General features: G+C 42.3%; 13 protein-coding genes and 2 riboswitches. Of the genes, 3 read left to right on the top strand and 10 right to left on the bottom strand.

Going from position 1 to position 16,368, the window contains the following annotated elements; genetic code table 11:
- Positions 1-21: 21 nt before the first annotated feature.
- A complete protein-coding gene (locus tag QFZ78_RS25640) occupies positions 22-318 on the bottom strand; it encodes a LiaF transmembrane domain-containing protein (RefSeq protein WP_307551752.1) in 297 nt (98 codons plus the stop codon).
- Positions 319-566: 248 nt separating this feature from the next.
- Between QFZ78_RS25640 and QFZ78_RS25635 the strand changes: the two genes are divergently transcribed.
- Complete coding sequence (locus tag QFZ78_RS25635; RefSeq protein ID WP_307551750.1) at positions 567-1,694, top strand: metallophosphoesterase family protein; 1,128 nt, start codon at positions 567-569, stop codon at positions 1,692-1,694.
- 20 nt (positions 1,695-1,714) lie between these two features.
- Here the strand turns inward: QFZ78_RS25635 and QFZ78_RS25630 are convergent, their stop codons facing one another.
- The 5 genes from QFZ78_RS25630 to QFZ78_RS25610 form a co-directional block, all read right to left on the bottom strand.
- The gene (locus tag QFZ78_RS25630) at positions 1,715-1,978 is read right to left on the bottom strand and encodes a hypothetical protein (protein WP_307551748.1); all 264 of its coding nucleotides are present in this window, start codon (positions 1,976-1,978) and stop codon (positions 1,715-1,717) included.
- A 181-nt stretch (positions 1,979-2,159) separates the two neighbouring features.
- Positions 2,160-2,402, bottom strand: a complete 243-nt coding sequence (locus QFZ78_RS25625; protein ID WP_060646862.1) for a hypothetical protein — start codon at positions 2,400-2,402, stop codon at positions 2,160-2,162.
- 46 nt (positions 2,403-2,448) lie between these two features.
- Positions 2,449-2,543: riboswitch (cyclic di-GMP riboswitch) on the bottom strand.
- A gap of 280 nt (positions 2,544-2,823) precedes the next feature.
- Positions 2,824-7,014, bottom strand: coding sequence for an S-layer homology domain-containing protein (locus QFZ78_RS25620; protein ID WP_307551743.1), 4,191 nt, complete (start codon positions 7,012-7,014; stop codon positions 2,824-2,826).
- 71 nt (positions 7,015-7,085) lie between these two features.
- Complete coding sequence (locus QFZ78_RS25615; protein ID WP_307551742.1) at positions 7,086-9,755, bottom strand: stalk domain-containing protein; 2,670 nt, start codon at positions 9,753-9,755, stop codon at positions 7,086-7,088.
- A 55-nt stretch (positions 9,756-9,810) separates the two neighbouring features.
- Positions 9,811-9,905: riboswitch (cyclic di-GMP riboswitch) on the bottom strand.
- Positions 9,906-10,106: 201 nt separating this feature from the next.
- Positions 10,107-10,796 (bottom strand): 3D domain-containing protein, encoded by a 690-nt coding sequence (locus QFZ78_RS25610; protein WP_307551740.1) that lies wholly within the window; start codon positions 10,794-10,796, stop codon positions 10,107-10,109.
- Positions 10,797-11,446: 650 nt separating this feature from the next.
- Between QFZ78_RS25610 and QFZ78_RS25605 the strand changes: the two genes are divergently transcribed.
- A complete protein-coding gene (locus tag QFZ78_RS25605) occupies positions 11,447-11,980 on the top strand; it encodes an SRPBCC family protein (protein ID WP_307551738.1) in 534 nt (177 codons plus the stop codon).
- Between the two features lie 308 nt (positions 11,981-12,288).
- Here QFZ78_RS25605 and QFZ78_RS25600 read toward each other — a convergent pair whose 3' ends face one another.
- Positions 12,289-13,002: a MerR family DNA-binding transcriptional regulator gene (locus QFZ78_RS25600; RefSeq protein WP_307551736.1), complete on the bottom strand. Its 714-nt coding sequence runs from the start codon at positions 13,000-13,002 to the stop codon at positions 12,289-12,291.
- A 183-nt stretch (positions 13,003-13,185) separates the two neighbouring features.
- On the opposite strand from QFZ78_RS25600, the gene QFZ78_RS25595 reads away from it, so the two are divergent.
- On the top strand, positions 13,186-13,812 hold the full coding sequence (locus tag QFZ78_RS25595; RefSeq protein ID WP_307551734.1) for a DUF5701 family protein: 627 nt from the start codon (positions 13,186-13,188) through the stop codon (positions 13,810-13,812).
- Positions 13,813-13,854: 42 nt separating this feature from the next.
- On the opposite strand, the gene QFZ78_RS25590 is transcribed toward QFZ78_RS25595, so the two are convergent.
- From QFZ78_RS25590 to QFZ78_RS25580, 3 genes are read right to left on the bottom strand one after another with little or no spacing between them, the layout of a single operon-like run.
- Positions 13,855-14,538: a hypothetical protein gene (locus QFZ78_RS25590; RefSeq protein WP_307551732.1), complete on the bottom strand. Its 684-nt coding sequence runs from the start codon at positions 14,536-14,538 to the stop codon at positions 13,855-13,857.
- A complete protein-coding gene (locus tag QFZ78_RS25585; protein ID WP_307551731.1) occupies positions 14,538-15,434 on the bottom strand; it encodes an ABC transporter ATP-binding protein in 897 nt (298 codons plus the stop codon). Before QFZ78_RS25585 ends, QFZ78_RS25590 begins: the two co-directional genes overlap by 1 nt.
- Positions 15,434-15,802 (bottom strand): GntR family transcriptional regulator, encoded by a 369-nt coding sequence (locus QFZ78_RS25580; protein ID WP_307435581.1) that lies wholly within the window; start codon positions 15,800-15,802, stop codon positions 15,434-15,436. The genes QFZ78_RS25585 and QFZ78_RS25580 overlap by 1 nt, the downstream gene beginning before the upstream one ends.
- Positions 15,803-16,368 lie beyond the last annotated feature (566 nt).

The following is a 16,368-nucleotide window of genomic DNA, read 5'->3' as shown; positions in this document are numbered from 1 at the left end:
CTCTGTATTCGTTTCATTCCATTACACAGTTCTTCTTGTCAACATCGAAACTCCGTAACCTATCAACCCAATCGCCAGTAAAATGATGATCCAACCAGCTAATTTACTAATCAGGATGATAGCGCCAAGCCCTGCAATGATCCAACCGAATTTGCTGCCGTTCTGAATACCTACATAACCAAGGCCAACCATTCCTATTGGAATCAAGTATCCCATCACCGAGCCAATAAAAGGTCCCATGTGAATGCCTAGCTTATTTAACAGAATCAGTGCACCGAATGCGATTAGCAGAGCGGCTAAGCCCGTATTTCTTTTCATCGTTTCGTCACCGCCTTTCGTTGTTTGCTGTGTTGTTGTGCTGTGCTCTTGTTCATGTCTTTATTTTAGGTAAAAACGAAGCTTTCCAAAACGGACTAACGACGGTATTTGTTCCTAGACCTTAGTCGGGGCGCATCTAAGACCTGTGTCAGTCAAAAACAGTGTTTATACGACAGACATATTGGTTAAATACTTAACAAACTTGGTAACCCGCGCTTTTATCCTGGGAAAAGGAAGGTTTTACTTATATGAAACAACAATTACAAACGTTAACTATACGCATCCTGTTATCCGCTTTATTCCTTCTACTACTCCCTACCTTTGCTTGGGAAGCAACGGCGATAGCGCCTGTTTCGAAATCATTTATGGCGGATATTCTTAGTAAAGAGCCACTGCCTATGGTAAAACTTTTTCGTACTATTCCTAAAAAAACATCCACAGCAAGTAATGAACCACTCTTTTCTTTTTCCGTGCTGAGTGACGTACATGTGGGTGCAGAAGACGAAGATTCACAAAAGCGCTTCCGTGCGGCTTTAGCCGATCATCATCTCATCCGACCTGACAGCAGACTTATGGTGCTCAATGGTGACCTCAGCAATGGCAACGAAGCAGATAATCGGAGTCTAGTCAGCATTATGAGCGAACACACCTTACCTCCCGTTCATGCAACGATGGGTAATCATGAGTATTATGGGATGTGGCAAACGGAGAATGGCGATCAGGATACCAGCAAGCTGAATCCGAAATGGACAAGCCAAAAAGCAATTGACCTGTTCCATCAGATGTTTAACTATGAAAAGCCCTACCATGAGCTCGTCATGGAGGACTATCACTTTCTATTTCTTGGTGGTGAATTTTATCGCGATGTGGATCCTAACGTGAAAGAGGATGCCTATCTATCCACTGAACAACTTACTTGGTTTCAGGAAAAATTGAAGGCAGCTGCGGCTGCAGCGCCGGACAAGCCTATTTTCGTTTTCTTGCATCAACCACTCGTTCATACCGTGGACGGCTCGGATCAAGAGCTCGGAGTTGTACAGCATCAAGAGCTCAGGGCGATTGTGAATGCATATCCGAATATTGTGTTCTTCAGTGGACATACCCACTGGAATTTGGAGACGACTAAGCAGATAAAACAGTTGGAGTTCCTAGCCGTATCCAGCGCCTCAGTACAGGAAATATGGAATGCAAATAATGAGCCTGAAGGCAGCGCGGCTAGCCAGAGCATCGTTGTGGACGTTTATATGGACCGTATCGTGATTCAGGGGCGTGAGCATTCGGAGAAGAGGTGGATTGAGCCGGCATTTGTGAAGCGTTATGGGGGGAATAATAAAGGCATCCAAGCGATTATGGTCGGACAACGCAATAAAAGCTAAGTCTAGCCGAGTGGCCAAGCTTAGCTTTTTTGCACATCATCTAACAAAGAACCATCACAAAACATTAATGAAGCAGCGTAACCTGCAGTAAGTGCAGATAAGTACCATACCGCCTCTTCCGTAATGAGATCAATTTCCTTAAATGTTTGCGTTTCAAAATCATTCATGTCATTAATCCCTACAAATAATAAGGCCAATAGAAGGGGAAATGCGAAAAGGCAGACTATATAGATGAATAAGCCTATAGAAATGGCTTTGATATTCGCATCTCTTATAAATATCATTTTTGTTCCACCTCTTCTTTTACAGCCCTTCCGGAACAGGAATACTCTGAATCTTATTTAGTTGGTTATAAGAAACGATAACCGTGCTTTTAATATCCCGCGGTTCACAATCATCAAGATCCATAATATCAAAAACAATCTCTAGTCGAACCGGAAGCGATGTTAGAATTAAGACAATTCTTTATGAAGCAAAAAAAGTTTTGTCCGGAAAACCGTCTCCCTCTGCATAACATCTTGCAATAGCTGAAGCAGCCTTCATGAACATATGGTCTTTGGTAGTACCTGGAACTCTCTCTAGCTGCCGAAATTCTTCATGAACTAGATTAAATTCAATTTCACCCAAACTTTCTTCTGTTGGACCAAATTTGTAAATGACCTTTTCGGCATCGTCGAACACTTTAATCAGCATAAGATAGGTTGCCATTTTGGGACCCTCCTTTCTTTTTTGGCAATAAAAAAACAAGCCTCTAAAGAGTAACCCGGCTATCGTCCCATGAAGTGTGACTCATGGCTTAGACCCGTGGCTTTGCGTCTCCACCTTTCGATGGATTTGCCTTTGTTCATTATTGCTTGATATTAGGTGTGTTTCGCTCATTATTGCTAGTCGTAAAGAACTAACTATTTCCATGGTATTCCATAAAATAATGAAATTCAACATATTTCTACAAAAAAGAGGTGCTCAGTACACAATGTGTGTGATTTTACACAAAAAAGTTTAAGTAGGACAATGTTCTTGGCGTTACGCCCTTCTCCATTAATACCTACCATCGTGCTGATATCCCGTCCTACAAATAAGGAACGACCGTTCCCATCTAGGGTACGGTCGCCACATTCACCTGCTACATTTAATTAATAAAATTTAAAACCTTTAAAGCTTGGTACAGTATCTTAGCACTTTGTCCTCGGTCCGCTAGCGTTGCAGGGGAGAAGGTCGAATCGGTAACACCATTAACAATGCCTTCCTGTATACCAACGGCAACAGCCTCTCTTGCCCATGGTTGAATGCTCAATTGATCTCCAAATTTGTTAATAGCCGCATTCTTTTCTGTTTCCGTTAATTGTTTTGTGTATCCACCTGCTTGCAGCATGCTGTGAACCATTTTCATCATTTCCTGACGGGTAATCGGTTGGTCTGGTTTAAAGGTACCATCCTCATATCCACTTACTAAACCAACCTCAACAGCAGCATACACAGGTGCAGCATACCATGCGTTTGTCTGTACATCATTAAATTTTGCAGGCAATCCACTCTTAGGCTGAATGCCCAGCCCTCTTATAAGTAAGGCAGCAAATTCAGCACGTGTAACTGGTCTGTCATATCCGAAAGAACCGTTATCATAACCAGAAATAATGAATTTAGATGCCAGGGTTTCAATTGCCTCCTTGGCAAAATGAGACGAAGGTACATCTTCAAAGGTTTTTACATTCTTCACTAAGGAATAAATAGAATTACCCTTACGCATCATATTTGCTTGCAGTGTTCCATCTTCACTAACCGTGAAAAACGTTGGAACTGGGTAGTAAGAATTCGTAATGGGATCAAAGACCACACCAACCAAATTCTTGCTAGCAGTAATGTTCGTCATCCCAGGAACCAATAGAGAATGCTGAATATAAGAATTTACTGAGGTTATTTCGATTTGTTTATCCCCAGACGCAGCTTGTATTGTAAAGTCAATTGGTTTCAATACTTGCTCTGCTGAGGATTGTTGAAGCAGGATGCCAAAAGACTTTTCTAACTCAGCATCAATCTTGCTGAAAGTTACTGTAATTTTTGTAGTATCTACAGCTAGTCCTTGCTGTTCAACAGCTTGTTTGATTGAATCCGCATTAAACTTTACTTCTCCTATTGAGGATTGAACGTGAATCATAGTTTCAGCATTCTCAGAATCTGCTTGTGTGATCGCAGATGCACTTAACTCCGTTTGAGCAAAGTCCCCTTGTCCTTGAATCTTTATAACAACCGATTTAATTAAAGAATCCACTTGACTCAGCAATTGCTTAGCAATGAGTTCAGCCAATTGTTCATTTGTAAATGTAAGCTTGACTACAATTTGCCCCTTATCATTAGTACTTATCTCCACTTTGGGTGCAGTTGAATCTGAGACTGGTACCGATCCTGAACCTGGATTTGGGCTTGGCTCTGGGTTTGGGTTTGGATTTGGATTTGGATCTGGAACTTGAACTGGGTCGGTTCCCTCATCCGGAGTCCCTGTAGACTCAATGTTCTCCAAAATGGATAGGTTACTGCTTTCCCCGAATGCATTCAAAGCTGCTATTGCGATTTTGACAGCACCAGAAGGTAATACAGTTCCATTAGGAATCGTAATTCGGTACGAACTTCCTGTTGTTTTTTTAACTAAAGCTAAATTTCCCACTTTGTCATTATTAGCGTCTAAGAAAAACACTTTATATCCTGTCAGTTGCGACTGATTATCAGCAGCTTTCCACGAAAGAGTTCCTCCCACTTTGCCAGTTACCGTTTCCGTGCATATAAAGGATATTGCACCAGGAACTGGCAGGTAAACAGAATTGGCTACTGTTACAGGCACAGCAGAGATATTATCCCAAACATTAATTAAACTGATCATGTTCAGTTCCTGCTGCAAATGATTGAGAGCTACAACTCCAATATTTACAGCATTGCTGGGTACAGTTTGGATATTGTAAACTCCATACGTAACTGTTCCAGCATTTACCTTAGTAATCGCATTACCAACGGCCTGTAAATTTGCATCTAGAAAATACACAGCGTAGCCTGTAATTCCTGTTTCATCGCCTGGCGACCACTGTAGAGAGCCATTATATAATCCAGAGGAAGTATTGCTCTCAGTGAACGATAACTTTCCAGCCAAGAAATTTGGTGAGTCATAAATAGGTGATGCCGTATATTTGACGCTTTCCGCATAAGCATTTTTAGAGAAAACACCCATTTGCTTGGCATTAGTGGGTATGGCTGTGCTGGCCAGAGAGATGGCATTAGCACCGCCTTTTGCTAGTTCGCCTATCATACCCAGCTTATTACCTTGAGCATCCAAATAGTAAGCTGTATAGCTTGTAATATAGGATTGATCATCCGGTGCTGCCCATTTCAAGCTGCCCTGTATTTGCCCGGATGTGTAGTTCGTATCGGTAAAGCTTGAGCTTTTGGGAACTTCCCTAGGTATCTTAATCTCCTCAACACTTGTATAACGATAGATACCATTTTTAGCTAGACTATAGAGGACTACACTGCCATCATCCGCCATAGTCACGTGATCTATTGTAAAAGGAAGGTCGAATAGTTTGTTGCCATTGGTTCGATCATAGACGGCTTTCTTCGAGAAGACATATTGATTTCGGGCAAAAATGACCTGCTCTCCGTATGAGGCATTTATTGACATCAAATTACTCGCATCCAGCCTCTTCCCTGCAAAAAAGATTTCTGCTTCATCTTTCACCAAAGGTCTGGATGAAGGTGAATAACCGTTTGATTTATCATATGTTTTGTATTTCCCAACATTAGCGGGATCTGGGCCAACCAGCGATAAATAAGAAGGAGATGACTGCGATTCTCCAATATATAGTTTGTTTAATTCAGGACTATAGATGAGGTCACCTCGATAGAACGATGTGTTGATTTGATCACTGAAAACAACTTTTTTAGATACCCCAGAAGCAACATCATACGTATACAAATTACGATGGCCACTTCCTCCATATTCCGGTAAATAATAGATGGTATCCGAGCTAATTGCGATTTGGAATGGAGGCTCATTAACGATAAATGTTGTAATGGTGCCGCTGAATTGAGCGTCAGTCACAGCAATTTTAGTACTACCGAACAAAGCCACATAAAGCTTCCCATTAAAAATATCAATATCTGTCGGCTTCGAGCCTATGAACATTTCATGCTCAATAGAAAGCGTAGCAGGATTAATATATAGAAGTTTATTCGTGTCTTGGGATACGGCATATACGAGGCCGGTTTCTTGACTGAATACCATATCAGTTAACGGTACTGTAAAGCTTAATTTATTATCCGAATAGGTTGCTTGCGTAATCGTGTTTGTAGGTGTCAGATTAAGTGATACCTTATCAACCGTCTTTGTTGACGTATTGAATAAATAAACCGCATCCGTACTATCCATTAGTATTCTTTCTGTTGTGTAGGGCAGGTTCGTAATTTTCGTAAAGTTATCTCGATCATACACAGCGCTATCCGAAAATACATAACTGCCTTTTACATGATGAAGTTTATTCTCATAGTAGCCATCTTTGTAGTCCCCATGTATGATTTTTAAATTGTTCTTATCTAATTTATGCCCTGCAAAAAACACATCGTCACCATCTAGGATAACCTTACGGTTCGGATAGGAGAAGCCATAGCCTTCATAATAGGTAGATTGATTATTAGGTACTAAAGTGTCTGTCTGGGTACTATAAGCAGCTAGATCGGTACCAGACAAGCCACTTTCGCCCACATACAACGTGTGAGTTGTTGTATCCACAACGAGATCAGCCATATAGTAATCATTTGGGTATACGTCAACTTGTGTCTCTTGATTGGAAGTTAAATTAATATCATAAATAAAACTAGAGTTGTCCTTGACAACATAGTAAAGTTTATTCCCATCAACAGCTAAACGAAATGGAGATCGGCCGCCCGCTGTATTAATCGTCGATGACACGGCTTGTGAGGCGATGTCGACAACCTTAATTTGCGTCGCCCCCGATAGGGGGATGTACAACTTCCCATTATCCATGGCAATTCCAGACGGGCTGGATCCAATGGCAAGTTGTTTTACGATCTGCAAATCATTTGTACGGATAAACAGCAGCTCATTCGTATCGCTTGTAATCGCATAAATGTAACCGGCTGCCTCATCCAGCTTCCAGTCAATAATACTTTTATTCAGTACATTACTGATAGCTGTTGTTGATGCATGGCTAGTAGAACGGTAAAATACATTACTCACAGTGAAGAATAATAAGAATAATATAAGAACTGAAGCAATCTTTCTTTTAACTTGCGCCTTATAGACTAACCCTTCCATCCTGAACCTCCTAGAATTTTAGCTTTGCGTCATCCCTTTTCAGAGATTGCCTTTTACTGCTTTGGCAGATTTTAAGGCTGGGGTACGTCAATCTTATACTTACCCTGGAAGATTACGTTACCATCCTTATCGTACGTAGTTCCTTGGCCATGACGGGTCATGTAAGTTTTGGAATATTCGCCAACATAACGTTCGCCATTTTCGTAATAGATTGTCGCGAAATAGGTTCCATTTTCTTTAAGTGTAAGTTCAATCCATAATTTACCATCTTCATAGTAGTATGTGCCGTTGCTCGTGCCTCCTTTTACGAAATTCCCTTCGTAATATTTGGCACCCGATGAATAATATTGAGTTCCCTTCCCGTTAAGCATTCCGTCAACATATTGTCCCTCTTCGTAGAGATAAACCTTATCTTCCGATTTTTCATAAGTTTTCCCGTGTCCATTAGGGATATTCTTAACCCAATTGCCTTCGTACTGAAGCTCTTCATTGATAAAATATTTGCCATATCCGTCATATAGATTGTCTTTATACTCGCCATCGTAGACAAGCTTATCTGCGAGGTATAACTTTCCTTTTCCATTAAAAATCCCTAATTTAGTTTCACCTTCAAAAGCTATGAAGCTGCTGTCATCAATGTTGATAACGTATCCTGTCTGGCGTCCACTCTCGAACTTTTCCGCAATCGCAATTTCACCCGTTCGGTCACGACCGTATTGGTTACCTGAAAAATAGATGACACCTGGTCCAACGACATCATTATTGAGGAACACGGCGTCGTACCATAGCGATCCATTATCGCGGTATAGTTTTCCTTTACCGTTCATTTGACCGTTCTTGAGTTGACCCTCGTACATAAGTGCGCCGTTGTCATCATATAGCTTTCCTTCGGTTGCGGGATCGTAGATATAGACGGCTTTCAGATTAGCGTCCCACAGTACCTTGCGTCCTGTTGCTTCGCCAACAAAGCGCAGCGGAACGAACGTATAGCCTTGGTTTAGAAAAGGAGCGGTTGGCAATGAGGTAGTAATGCCATTAACGTCTGCTTCTTCCTGTCCCAGTATGAGAGAGAGTGACTTACCCTGACTCGTTCCTTTAACGCTCTGTTTCGAATCATTCCATTCAATTTCCAATCCTAGCTTTTCGAAAATAGGTCTAAATTCAACCGTCGTTGATCCGTCCTTCAGCATAGGGGACTGATGGAAGGTTACTTCTTCTCCGTCCAAGAAAACTCGAATCGGTTTATCCGTATTCAATTGTTCGATTCGCTTCTGCATCCAATAATCACGAACAAACTCATTCGGGACATCGAAGTATAGCACAGCATACACGCCTGATTCCATAATGTCTGTATATAACCGTGTGTTATTCTCCTCGAACAAAGCGCCCATATATGTCCATACACCGGAATCAAGTCGATAAATACCAAGTTTGTTCTGCTCTCCTGCTGGAACTCTTTGCTTCATGTAGGTCATCGAGAGTTTCAGGACGTCATTACGTGAATCAAAAGATACTGTCCATGGGTAGCTGACCATTTTTTGGCTAGGCTTAAGTGCTTTGGTAAGCGCTAAATCTTTATCATCACTGAAGCTAATAGTGACAGCCTCATAAAAATCAGAGTCTGGGACTTTTGGTGAGTAAACGGTTACGCTATTGTCCTGCGTGGACAGTTTTTTAATATAACCTAATTTTCCGATACTTTCTCTGACACCAGCAGGGACACTATCGAAATAAGGAACAGCCGAAACGAGCGTGTCTGCTATCTGACCTTCACCTGTCTTTTGGAGCTGACGAAATTTGATGGTTTCGTCCTTCATTCTCAGCACAAGCTGGTCGTTGTAGATGCCAATGAGGAACTCTTTGTCTCCAACAATGCCCGTTTGTCTTGAAGCAATATCTGCAGCGATAATATGGTAAGCTCCATTTTCGAACACGGGCCATGCTGCTATGCCAGTCCCAATGGAAGTTTGGGGGGGAATTCCAAATTCATTGAAGGTGCTTAGCACTTGTGGAAGGGTGTCGATTTCTTCAACGTTTAGCATACGTGTTTGAAAACCTGGCTTGGGATAGAGCGAATGAGTCCAGATAACGTTCTTGCCGTCAAACGCAAATTCGTTACCACCCCTGACGTAACCATCTGTTGGCTTGTACAATGTTCTGGATAATCCATCCTTTGCGTCGTAGCGTTCTATGCTGCCTGTATTGCTAATATAAACGACAATACCATCATCGATTAAAGCGCTTTTGCCTTTTCCGATCTCTTTGGTTACTTTAGTTTCCAGGTTATAAACCCCGAGCATCCCTTCAATTGGCTTATAGAAAACAATATATTTCCCATCAGTGCCAATCTGATCATAAGGATACGGAGGAATTTCAGTCTCGGTTACTTCACCGGTTAGAAGATTTATAAGCACGACATGCTTTTGAGCCTCCAAATAGACGGCATATCCTCCTCCTGCCGATAAATATTGCTTATACGTCTTAGTGTCAGTGAGTTGATTCAACTCTCCTGACTCCAAGTTGCGGCTGAACACCTGCCACCAACCTGGATTATCTTGCCCTAGGTAAACCATCTGATTGCCTGTGATCTTCGCAGCAGACACAGGCAACGTGTACTCCATTGGCTTGTCTGTTGAGGTGAATAACTCTGCAAATGCGCTTTTTGGCAGTAAACCAAAAGACCCTGCACCGATGGCAATCATCAAGATAAGCACCCATAATTTCTTTCCTATAAACCTCATACGCACTCGCTCCTTCTCAATCTCCATGTTAGATAACACAAAAAACCAAGCTCAATAGAGCAACCCGGCTATCATCCCATGAGTTGTGACTCATGGCTTAGACCCGTGGCTTTGCGTCTCCACCTTTCGATGGATTTGCCTTTGTTCATTATAGCTTGGTTATTAGGTATTTTTACTCATTCGTACTAGTTATTTAGAACTGACTGTTTTCCATATTAATCCACGTTATTTCAAAATTCAACACTTTTCTACAAAAAAGAGGAAATCCATACACAAAGTGTGTGCTTTCACACAAAAAAGGCCAACCGGATGATCCAGTTGACCCTTAGCCCTAGTAAATTGTCTATCGATTTAAACATTCTCTTTGTCTAGTAAATAGACTTTCACATTCTTCTTCACGCCGAATTCCTGAGCTTCGCTCAAATCATTCATGAATACATCAATTCTGGAACCGCGAATAGCAGAACCAATATCCTCCGCTTTACGAATACCGATGCCGTCAATGAACACCGTAGATCCTAAAGGAATAACAGCCGGATCCACGGCTATTGTGCGTCCTTCTTTGGCTTTAAGACCACTAAATGTGATGCCGTACATGGGATGGGAAGCCTTTTTACCTGTTGATTCAAAGCCTGCTGTATATGCGGTAAGGGTTGTGTTCAGCACTTTTTTGATAATTTTCTTTTGACCATTAGGTAAACCAACCTCATCTTCACCCATCGGAATCGTTAGACTTTGACCAATCGTTAGCTGGTTCGGATTCGGAATATCGTTAGAGTTGATAAGATCATCTACTGATATGCCAAAATCCCGAGCAATTTTATACAGCGTATCCCCTCGGTCCACTTGATACTGCGTCCTAGGCTGAACAAGTTCAGCTTGAGAGGCTTCTTCCACAGGACCTGCATTTCTTGCCATACTATACGTAGGAGGTAATTCCCCCCCATCTTCACTTTCAGGGTACGAATAGGCGGGTTTCACCTGCCACAAACAAAGCAGCAACGGAAGCGTCAAAGTAACATAAAGAATTTTACGAAACATAGTATTTCCTCCTCATAAAAAATAATAGAGTTATAGCTACTAGATTCGACCAATTCTATGATTTATATACGTCTCGTATTAAACTTCCTCATTTTGATAGGCAGTGAATAACTATAAACTCACCCTCATGAGAGAAACATATAGTACGCTATTTACAATGATGATATTGGTGTTCAGTTAACGGCAGCAGGCGTGCAAATAAACATTCACAGTTTGCAAAAGGAAACGGAAGAAGCGGCATTGATGGCAAAAAGATGATAAACAAGGCGGACAGAGTGCCAAAAAATAAGCAAGATAAAATGGGTAAAGAAATAAGAAAAGCTTGAATCGCATACAAAATGAATCTTGGAATATACTAACAAACGTTTATATGTGAAAGAATGCCGGTATGATAGTCTTTCTTGTTTTTTCACGAAGCAGCGATTTCATTTATTAAATATTCCTTGACAGGAATATTCCATACGGAGTATATTGTGTTTATAAATAAGACATTCAGTGCTCTTACCGACGTTTCAGTCGTTCAAAGAGATGGATGGATGGCTAGACTCTTTTCGCCGTATGTGGGAAGAGAGATTCGATCGCTTGGACGATTATTTGCAGCAAATGTTAGAGAAGGAAAAGAAAAAACAATTTGAATTGGAGGATTAGACATGACACAAGAAAAATCAGGGAAAAACTACGATGTAACTTTAGAAGGAGGCGAGTTGGTTCTTACTCGTATCTTCAATGCCCCACGCGAACTCGTTTTCAAAGCTTGGACTGAGGCTGAACATTTAGCTCACTGGTGGGGACCAACAGGCTTCGAATTAAGTGTACACACCTTAGATCTTCGCCCAGGCGGCAGCTTCCACTATTCTATGAAATCGGCTGAAGGCTTTGAAATGTGGGGTAAGTTTGTCTACCATGAAATTAATTCTCCGGAGAAACTCGTCTACGTGAATTCCTTTTCCGATGCAGAGGCTAACATTATCCGAGCACCATTTAGCGAAACCTTTCCGCTGGAAATAATGAATAAGTTATCTTTTACTGAAAATGAAGGAAAAACCAAACTGATCATGCGTGGAGGCCCTATCAATGCAACTGAGGAAGAACATAAGTTCTTTGAGGGTATGTATGATTCCATGAAACAAGGCTTTGGCGGAACGTTCGACCAGCTGGATGCCTACTTAGCCAAAGTGGTATAAGAGTTTTTCACGGTTTAAAGGATGTTTTTTGCGCCACTCTAGTAGCACTTGCCGATCCGGGCATGCCGCTAGGGTGGCGTTTTTGCTTGATGTGTACGCGAGCATACGCCAAAGGGGATTACTTGGTTTCTGAGCTATAGCTGAAACAGACTGGAATAGGTTTGGTTTCCGAGCCTGTAGTAAGTCAAAGTTCGGTGACGCTGAAATGTGTAGGCTGAGAAGTCGGTTTCCGCGCTTAAACCAGTAAAGAGCAATGGAGTATTAGCGGATAGGCTCAGAAGAAGCGCTTATCTCAGTTAAAGCCTTTTTTAATCGAGCAAATTCAACAATCGGCACAGCCGATATAAATAGGACATGCCGCGAAGCTGCTCTTTGTTGATTTTGACTAAATAGTTTAAGGAATCCTGAGCGATCTTTTTGGCATGTTCCACATCTTGAACATCCATCTCCGCAATGGCTTGCTTGAGATCAACAAGATCTACTGAATAAACGGCTGGTCGCAAAGCGCGAAGCAGCAAAATTTTACGCATTTGAGATCGACTAAATAGGCGGTAGCCATTTTCCGGATCTCGTGATGAGGTAATGAGCCCCACCTTTTCCCAGTGTCGGATAGCTGAGCTTGGGATGGACGTTTCCGCTGAAACATCTCCGATGGTCATCCATTCTTTCTTTGCGTTTAAATCGAGGCTGGTGTCAGGTTCCTGAGTCTCTAGAATTTGAATGTTCCTCTCTGCCAACGTTTTATCGCGATGGAGATCGGCCTGCCTGTCGTTGACCAACCAAAGGGCAGCATCCACTTCTTTTAATTGAATTTTCCGAAGAACCTCGGATGTTACATCCATACCAAAACCTGGTGCCATAGCTTGAATGCACTCGAAATAAGCAATATGTTCTTCGGTGTAAATCCGATAACCGCTGGATGAACGCTGCGTAGGAGGAACAAGTCCATTCGTTTCATAATTCCTTAAAGCACTTGTACTTAGTTTAAGTTTTCTGGCAATATCAATTGGCCGCAAATTCATATGTTCACCTCGGGTTGATCTTCGCGTTTTCATTAAGATTAAAGCTTACTTATAAGGTTTTTTCAACGAACTCCCCTATAATAGAGGCCAATCCTTCAGTCAGTTTACCATTCGCACGAATGTTGTAAAATGATTTTATAAAAAAGAAAGATTGTTTGACAAAGAACGAAGGAGCTGAATCGCTTGTTAAATGATGAGTTCAATCGGCAAGTCGAAAACCTAGTGGATAAAGGCTACCCTGACGTTGCTGGTATAACCAAAGAAGCATTCAAGCAGCATCTCGAGCCGCTCAGAGATAGAATCAAGGAGCTCAAAAAGCTAAACAAAGAACCACGAGCAGGATATGTTCCATTTGTCATCGTTGTTAAGCGCGACTGGATAGATGGTGAAAAAGCCATGCAGCTTGTGAAGCGGAATGACAAAATGGGCCTTAATGTCATGGATGCAGCTGATATCGAGCGCTTTATACCTATTGAGGGTATTGAATTTCCTAAAGGTATCGCCTATCTGGCGGTGGATATTGATACAGGCAAAGAAACGCTTAATATCACCCCAAATGAAGCGATCAAAATCATTACGAATGAACATCGCACCCCCCTCACCCTTGAGGAAGGCATTGCCTTGATTACTCATTTCCCGGATATTTTACAGAAAAATAACGGCTTCTCTCTGCTCGGTTCTCGCTGCGGCGACCGCAGAGTGACCGCTTTATGGATTAGCGCCGGCAAGCCGAAGCTAGGATGGTGCTGGGCAGGTAACCCGCATACGTGGCTCGGTTCCGCCTCTTGCGGATCTCGATCAGGAAACTAACAAAATAAACCTACTGCAGCTGCAGTAGGCTTATTCTTAGTTCTAAACAGTTGCTCGGCGAAGCAATCCATAAGCTGCCACTAAGTACACGACAACCAAAGGCACCATCCACCAGAATATATCCATATAACTGTGAATGATCCAATCCAAGAGACCGCCCCAAAGTCCAAAGTGCGTGAAGATATAGGAACCTACCGTACCAATCAAAAGCAGGCATGTAAAAAAGATATACATCGAAGCGCTGCCGAACCGACGGTGTAAACTGGATATGGCAAACCCGAGGAAATACATATGAAGAAGTATAATCAGATAAATACCCAACGTGCCTATCAGCGAAAGATCGTTTAGAAATTGGAGTTTAAAAAGGTGTAATCGCACCCACCAGCCATTGGTTGCCTCTTCAATCACAGATAGGATGGCAAGTCCTAGGGCTGAACTAACATTAACAATAATAGCTGTCACAGCCGTTCCAAAGAAATAATCTTTCCTACGAATACTCAGTCCCAAGGCAAATGGGAAGGTTTCTTTAATCGTGATCGTTCCTGCTACAAAGGTGTAGATGAAAATCGAAGCGATCGCCCCTGTATTTATAGATTCACCTACGTCCAGCGACAGCGCTATGAGCAAATTGATCAAAAAGTTTGCCCCAATAATGATCCACGGGATAGTCCACGATGCCATTTTGTTCCTCAAGTGGAGTTTTACTACCTGGTTAACTTGATTCATTATTCCCCAGTCCCCTTTCCCGCGATGGATGGTGTGCGTGTCAGATGAACGATAAGCTGCTGCATAGATACCGGTGTGAATTCAAGTCCTAACGCCTCTGCTTCCTTCCGATCCCGCTCACTTAGAACTCCTAGAAGTGTAGCTGATGCAGCTGCACCAATCGCCGTGCGTTCAAGCAGCTCTTTGCCCCGCGTGAAGGAATCCACAGCTGTCGCTAGACCGGAAACCGTACAAGCACGACCGCGAAGAGCATCCGCATCTTCATTCATAATCAATTTGCCGTTATCGATAACCAGCACGTGCTCGAGTAAGCGGCTAACTTCGTCGATGAGATGCGTAGAGAGGATAACCGTCCGCGGAAACTCGGCATAGTCTTCAAGCAGGCGATCATAGAATAGGATTCTTGCCACAGCATCCAGACCCAAATAAGGCTCATCAAAGATGGTTAAAGGCGCTCGACTAGCCAGACCAACCACAATACCGACGGAAGAAAGCATCCCTCTGGATAGCTTCTTTATTTTTCTTTTCAAAGGCAGACGAAAATCTTCAATCAAAGCGTGCGCATAAGCATGATCCCAGTTCGGGAAAAGTGATCTCGCAACCTCAATTACATCTACGACACGGAAGCTATCTGGGTACTTCTGGCTTTCTTTAATGAAGCAAATTTGATTGAGCACACGACTATTCTCGTAAGGGTCTTCCCCAAATACCTTCAACTCGCCGCTTGTAGCGAACTGCTGGGACGAGATCATATGCATGATCGTTGTTTTGCCTGCACCGTTTCTACCTAGCAAGCCATAGATTTTGTTCGCTTCAATCGTGAAACTAACATGATCCACTGCCGTCACTTGGCCATACGACTTAGTTAATCCTTTCACTTCCACAATGTTGGTCATCACGCTTTCTCCCCTCTACGCACCATTTCTGTCAATTGCTCTACGGTAATTCCGAGCTTCTCGGCTTCTTTCACCATCGTCACCACATATTGCTCATAAAATAGTTCTTTCCGCTTCTCCATCAGCTTCGTTCGCGCTCCCTCTGCTACAAACATGCCAATCCCTCGTTTCTTATACAAAATCCCTTGGTCTACCAACAAATTAACACCTTTCGCTGCTGTCGCCGGATTAATTTGATAAAAGGATGCAAACTGATTCGTAGAAGGCACTTGTGATTCTTCCGGCATTCTTGCTTCTATAATGTCGTCTTCAATACGTTCTGCGATTTGCACAAAAATCGGGCGGCTATCGTCCATCATTAGTCCCATTTCTCTCACCACCACATTAGTTAGTTACTCATGTAATTAACCATACAACCAACTCACTTAAAAGTCAACATCTAAACCGACATTTGGGCTAGGCTGCAAAATAAATAAATTCCCTTGGAACTGGGAATACCACTAGGGTGCGTGTCTGTGAATCTTTCGGAAGCAAAGCGTTTAAGTAAAGCGGCAAAGCAGCGCGTCAATGTAAAGTGACAATACGAAGCATTTCAAGCAAAGCGTTCAAGCCAAGCGTCTACGCAATGCGTTTAAGCAAAAATGTGTGAATCAAGGATTCTTGTTCTGAGCAACCCTTACTTGCTCCCACGGCTAGCAAAGTTGTACTTTGTACAACTTTGAGTGAGCGAATCCGCGAGATCTCGGCGATTGATGTAGAAAATACAACAATTTAGCCCAAAAACAGCCCCATAACGAGAAATAAAGCTATATTGTTGTACAAACTACAACAGTTACAGCTTGGTGAGAAAAAATGGACAAAAATGTTGTACGTAGTACAACTTCCCCTCCTAAAAGTCGGGGAAAGACAGAGGAAGACAGGTACCCTGATTTGG

It is taken from the genome of Paenibacillus sp. V4I5 (assembly GCF_030817255.1).
In the GTDB taxonomy this organism is placed as follows: Bacteria; Bacillota; Bacilli; order Paenibacillales; family NBRC-103111; genus Paenibacillus_E.
The sequence above is the reverse complement of the archived record's forward strand: the minus strand, read 5'-3'. Positions and strand labels throughout refer to the sequence as shown.